This window comes from Runella sp. (genome assembly GCF_027484545.1).
In the GTDB taxonomy this organism is placed as follows: domain Bacteria; phylum Bacteroidota; class Bacteroidia; order Cytophagales; family Spirosomataceae; genus Runella.
Genome location: NZ_JAIXST010000166.1, coordinates 36984 through 42983, shown reverse-complemented (window position 1 = coordinate 42983; position 6000 = coordinate 36984). Strand labels below are relative to the sequence as shown.

4 protein-coding genes are annotated in these 6000 nt (G+C 43.3%); all 4 read right to left on the bottom strand.

Going from position 1 to position 6000, the window contains the following annotated elements:
* Positions 1-104: 104 nt before the first annotated feature.
* A complete protein-coding gene (locus Q0081_RS15795) occupies positions 105-605 on the bottom strand; it encodes a matrixin family metalloprotease (protein ID WP_298355155.1) in 501 nt (166 codons plus the stop codon).
* A gap of 77 nt (positions 606-682) precedes the next feature.
* The gene (locus Q0081_RS15790) at positions 683-2815 is read right to left on the bottom strand and encodes an OmpA family protein (RefSeq protein WP_298355153.1); all 2133 of its coding nucleotides are present in this window, start codon (positions 2813-2815) and stop codon (positions 683-685) included.
* 171 nt (positions 2816-2986) lie between these two features.
* Positions 2987-4390 carry an efflux RND transporter periplasmic adaptor subunit gene (locus Q0081_RS15785; RefSeq protein ID WP_298355151.1) on the bottom strand — a complete coding sequence of 468 codons (1404 nt, stop codon included), beginning with the start codon at positions 4388-4390 and terminating at the stop codon, positions 2987-2989.
* 137 nt (positions 4391-4527) lie between these two features.
* A complete protein-coding gene (locus Q0081_RS15780) occupies positions 4528-5979 on the bottom strand; it encodes a TolC family protein (protein ID WP_298355149.1) in 1452 nt (483 codons plus the stop codon).
* Between the last annotated feature and the right edge of the window lie 21 nt (positions 5980-6000).

Genomic DNA, 6000 nt, shown 5'->3' with positions numbered 1-6000 from the left:
CAGGCTTGGGCATTTTTTCCCATTCATCTAACTTGGAAAGTAGAATTTCTGTCGCTTTTTGTTTGTCCATCGTTTTTTGTGGCTAATTTAGTATTGCTCTGCATTTATTCGTACACCCATGAGGTATTAAGTCCTAAAAAAAGTCCGATTTGATGAGTAACTACGCACGCAAGCGATTGGGTATCCCATGCATAATCATTACTCAATAAAATGACGTGGGTAGTGTTTTCTTTTTTTGAGGCAGATAAAGTCGCTACTTCCCCCCGTACCAGACCGATTGGTGCTTTAAGAGTTTCATTATTTAGGGTAGCACTGGGAACAAAACGAATCATTAATTCGACATTAGTACCTTGATAGCGAAGAAATCGTAGGTTGGGATTACTTGATTGCCAAAGGCCGAAGGCCGTTTTAATGGCATCTTGTTGGGCCTGGTCAGCAAGGCGGTTAAAAGGTGAGTCCAAATTATATCTAAATACACAGTTCTCCCGTAGCTTGCTGGGAGTATCATTGCGGGAAGCTGTAATGTAAAACAGAGGCGAAGCCTTTTCTGGCTCAGGTTGGCAGGCCAATAAAGCTAAAAATGGGAAAAGTAGAAAATTTTTCATAGAGAGTTGCTAATTTGGGCAATGAAAATTCTCCAAATTGTATAACATCTCCAAGTAAAACAGTAAAAATATTAATTTTATCTCACTAAAAACTGCACTCTACGGTTGCGTTGGCGGTTTTCTTCGGAGTCATTAGGTGCAATGGGTTTGGTTTGGCCTTCCCCTCGGTGGGTAATATTGGCTTCATTGACTCCCTGATTGGCTAAATAATTGGCAATGACCTTGGAACGTTGCTCTGACAGGATTTGATTGAGGCGCGGATCGCCGATATTGTCGGTATGTCCCACAATTTCAATGTGAATGGCAGGGTTTTTAGCCATGATAGTCGCCAAGCGATTGAGTTGATTGTGCGCTTCAGAACGTAAAATATAACTGCTTTGGTCAAAGTACACGTTATCTTCGATGGTTAACGATTGACCCGCTTTGATGTTATCAAATATTTTATCATTCACTACCGGTTTTCCTCTCGGGGCTACGATTTTTTTGACGGGGATAAGGGCCACGTTGGTTAACAACGCTCCTCGTTTTACCCATTCGGCCGTTTCGATGCGCATACTGATTTTTTCGTACCCATTGGCCTCAATTTCTGCCAGGTAGTTTTGGCCAATTTGTAGGTTGGCACGTACATCGGAAGCCCTTATTTTGGCCGGAACGGCTTTTTGATTCGCTAAATTGGAAATCTTAAAGCGCAGGTAAGGAATCGCTCTACGGGTATTGGCATCCAACACCTTAAACGCAAAAAATTGGGTAGGAACGGCGGCCGGTTTGGCCGCATCGGGAGTCAGTTGGGCCTGATAATTAAATACTTGTCCTACTGCCATTTCTTCGGCATCAATATCATGCTTTAGGGAAACATACCCCGGCGCTACAGTTTCAACGTGATAAACATCAGGTTCGCTGATTTTATGTTTTAAAGGAGTAGGAGAGGCGGTTCCTTTAAGCTCGGTAGTCTGTTCGGTCAGGGAGGCTGTGATTTTGAAAGTGGCAGCAATTCGCTGGCCCGTGGCAGCATTAACGGCGGACAGATTGAGATAGGTATCGCCGATTTTAGCAAGTTTGATTGTCAGTTCGCTGTTTTCACCGAGGATGGGAAGGCTTTTTTCCAGCGCTTGTTGGTAAGGCATAAAACCTTTTGCTTCAGCCTCTACCACATAACGGTGGTCGGGATTGAGGGGAGTGGCAGCTTGCCCATTAGGAGTGCCTTTTACGTTTAGTACCGGCCGTTTGTCTGTTTGATCAATGACCCGTACATTAGCCGTAATGGGCAGTGCAGTTTGTTCTTCCAGAATTTTGATTTTAAGAACTACATCTACTTTTGACAATTTGATGATTTGAGTGGCTTGTCCTGCGGGCAGTTCTGCATTTACTGCCAGTTTTGACTCATGTCTTCGATAGCCGTTAGCGCTTACTACCAGAGAATAAAGTTGCTTTTGAACAATAACCGTTGGGTTAAAAAGGCTTCCTTCCGTATTGGTAGTGCCGGTATAACTTTCTTTGGTTTCGTCGGATATTTTAAATTGAGCGGCAATGGGTTTATTAGTGGCTGCGTCAACGGCTAAGAATTTCAACTCCTGTTTCGGAATTCGAGTGAGAGGAATTTCCAGACCTTCTCCTGCTTTGATTTTAACCGTCTCTTGATAGGTTTCGTAATCGGGTGCCGAAACTTCCAACGTATATTGTTCCGTTTCTTTCAATTCAGCCAACCAACTTCCTCCCACGTTAGGGTTCTTTTTGACAGGGATGAACTGTCCGGTGCGGTTGTCTTTGACCGTAATAATCGCTTTTTGTACAACTGCCCGCTGTTTTTTATCGATGATTAAAATAGTTTGCCCCGCGTTTTCGCTGTTTGCTACGGCAAAAGTTTTGGGCGGATTGACCGATTCCAAATCAATAACAAAAGGATAAATACCATTAACAGGCGCGGTACTTGGTTCAAACGTATGAGTTTGGCGATAGGTTTTGTATTGCTCAAGGGCTACAAATACCTGATATTGAATGCCCGGCTTTACTTGAACGACATACCAATCGTTGACCATTTGACCTTTTAATTCAGCCTCACTGTTAGCGGCCAAGACAGATATGATAGGAACAAGCGATCGCTTGGTATATTTATCTCTGACTTCAATACCGAGCCGAAATTCGGTTTGTGATAAACCGGTTGTTGAATAAAAACTTGCCAACAGAAGCAATAAGTAGAAGAAACGCTGCATAGGTTAGGGATCAAAAGCACGCAAATTTAGCTACTTTCCCTTAAAAAAATTAAAAATGCAAAATGAAGAAGCATTTTATTGGATTTGACTGACAGAAAAGCGGTAAGGTATAAAAATAATAAGGGGAAATACCCTATCCGGCATTTCCCCTTATGTCTTACTAATGGCAGTTTATTTGTCGCTACCTGCCTCTTCTTTCGGGTCTTTCTTTTTAGCCACTTTCTTGATGACAAGCGTGCCTGCTTTGAGTCGTTTTGATACTTCGATAAACGGACCGGAGATAATTTCTTCGCCTTCTTTCAAACCGGAGATGATTTCAATACTTTCAAAGTCACTGATTCCCGTTTTAACTTCACGAATCGCGGCTTTTCCTTTATCGTTTACAAAAACCAATTCTTTGAGTTTTTCTTCTTTCTTGGCTTTTTGTTCGTTTTCATTCGTTGCAGGAGGAGGAGTGTTATCTCCTTCTTTCTTTTCTACTTCTGCCTCTTTTCCGCGGGTGGTTACCGCAGCAATCGGTACCGATAAAATCCCAACTTTACGCTCGGTGATAATTTCAACGGCAGCAGTCATCCCGGGTTTGAAAGGGTACGATTTTTTGGCGCGTTTGGCCATTAAATCGCGATAAGATGAATTCAGTATTTTGATTTTAACTTCAAACTCAGTTACTGCATCGGTCGAATTGGCGGCCGCAGAGGCAGTTCCCATTCCATTGGCTGTATTGGCAATTTCCGTGACCATTCCTTGAAATTTACGATCGGTATAGGAATCAACTTCAATTTCGACAGTATCTCCCAAGTTAACCCGAACGATGTCGTTTTCATTGACATCCACTCGCACTTCCATGTTGTTGAGGTTGGCAATACGCATCATTTCGGTACCCGCCATTTGTGATGTTCCTACCACGCGGTCTCCAAGTTCTACATTGAGTTTGGAAACTGTACCGCTTTGAGGGGCATAAATCGTTGTTTTACGCAGGTTTTCAGCGGCATCGCGCAAAGCAGCTTCCGCACTTTGAACGTTAAATTTAGAAGCTTCTACGGATGCCTTTCCGGCTTCGACGTTTTGTTGAGCCACGCGGTAATCAGCTTCTGCTCTTTGAAAATCGGCTTCAGAAACTACTTTATCGGCCATCAATTTCTGATTACGCTCATAGTCGGTTTTGGCGCGAATTAACTGGGCATTGGATTGTGCCAACGCTGCCTTAGAGCGTTCAACATCAGCTTTATTTGCGTTGACGGCTGCCTGTGAACGGGCCAATAACGCTTCATAGTTATCGGGGCGAATTTTGGCTAATAATTGCCCCTTCACGATAGAATCGCCTTCTTCTACGTACAAACCAATGATTTCACCTGGTACATCGGGGCTGATTTTGACTTCAACTTCGGGCTGAACTTTTCCTGAAGCGCTCACACGCTCAATGATGTCCATTTTTTTGACTTTGGCAAACTCTACTTCAGTAGGTTTTATCTTTCCGATCCAACCTACTTGTTTGGCTATGACCAACCCTGCTACCAATACCAGCACAACGCCACCGAGTATCCACCATATACGAGAAGAAGATTTTTTAGCCATGTTTTTTATAAATAATGAGTGATTTAGTAAATGAGTGATTTAGTGAATGACGAGGTTCTAAGTGGCCGTGGAGATGATACACACAATCAACGCTTGATTCTCTTCTCGCTTCTTATCTCCGACTTCTTACTTCTGCATTATTCCAGTGTTAGTGGCTTACTTTGGTAGAAATCCAGAATCTTGGTACGGAAAATATATTCGTATTTGGCCTGGATTAAGCTGGCGCGTGACCGGTCGAGGTTGTTTTTGGAGATGTTGTATTCGACAGCGTTGATAGCACCGGCGTTAAGGCGTGCTTCGGCGGCTTTAAACGACAATTCCAACGATTCAATTTGCCGCGCTGTGGCATCGTAACGTTTGGCCGCGTTCAACATCGTGTAATAAGCCTGCTCTACCGTCTGACGTACTTGATTACGGACTATTTGGGCTTGGTACTCTACGTTTTTCTGCTGGATTTGAGCATTGGCAATCCGGTATCTTACCTGATAACCGTTGAAAATAGGCATCCGCAATGATAAAGAAAGCGAGGCATTACGGTTAAAATTCAATTGGTCTAAATACCCGAAGTTTTTAATGGAGCCGCTTGGAATCGTTACCTTTTCGATAACAGGGACTGTGAATCCGGAATAGGATACATACCTAATTGACGAGGGTACGTCTACTATTCTAGAATCTCCGCCGTCTCCCACAAAACGTTGTTTCGGTGCCGCACTTGAAAAGGAGGAACTAAGTCCACCGCCTAACGAAATGGAGGGCAGTTTAGCTCCTTTCGCAATGTCCACGCCTGCTTTTGCACTTTCAATACGAAAATTGGCGGCTTCCATATCGGGCAAATACTTAATAGCCGCGTTATAGACTTGTTCGAGAGTAGCGTCGTAAGGAGTATTTGCGTTGGGAGCAGGCAGATTGATAGGGGCAATTTCAATTGTTTCGCTTGCAGGAAGATTCAAGTACTGCTTGAGAGTCAATTTGGCCGTTTCGATGCTGTTTTGCGCATTTACAATGGATAATTCATCGTTGGCCAACTGAGAACGAATGTCATAGAGGTTAATTTCTGGTAAAGAACCTGCTTTGACCAGTTTTTCGGTACGCTCTAATTGAAAGCGAGTCGTTTCAGCCTGCCGACGGGCAAATTCAAGTTGTTCCTGGTTATTTAAGAGCAAAATAAAACTTGAAGCAATGTTCAGAATCAAGGCATTGCGATTAGATTCTACATCTTTCATCGTTGCCTGAACGTTCAACTGGTTTTGTCTAATGATATTTTTTTGTTGATACCCATTAAATAAGTTAACCCCTGTATTGAGCTGAAAACTGGAAAAATTGACCGTTTGTTCCACAAATTGGTTGGTGAACGGATCAATGTTACGGCCCGATTGCAACCCTTGGCTTCCGTTAAAGTTGAGGGTAGGGTAGCGCTGCCATTGAGATAGCTCAAGGTTGTTTTGACCTGTTTGGACTTGCAGCATTAATTGCCGCAGTTGCAGGTTGTTTTCCAACGCGATACTGACGCACTGTTGAAGACTATACTTTTGCTGAGCTTGGGCGTATGTACTAACTCCCAACGCGAAGGCGAGTAACCAATTTTTCATCGCTGTTTCGGATTTTCGATT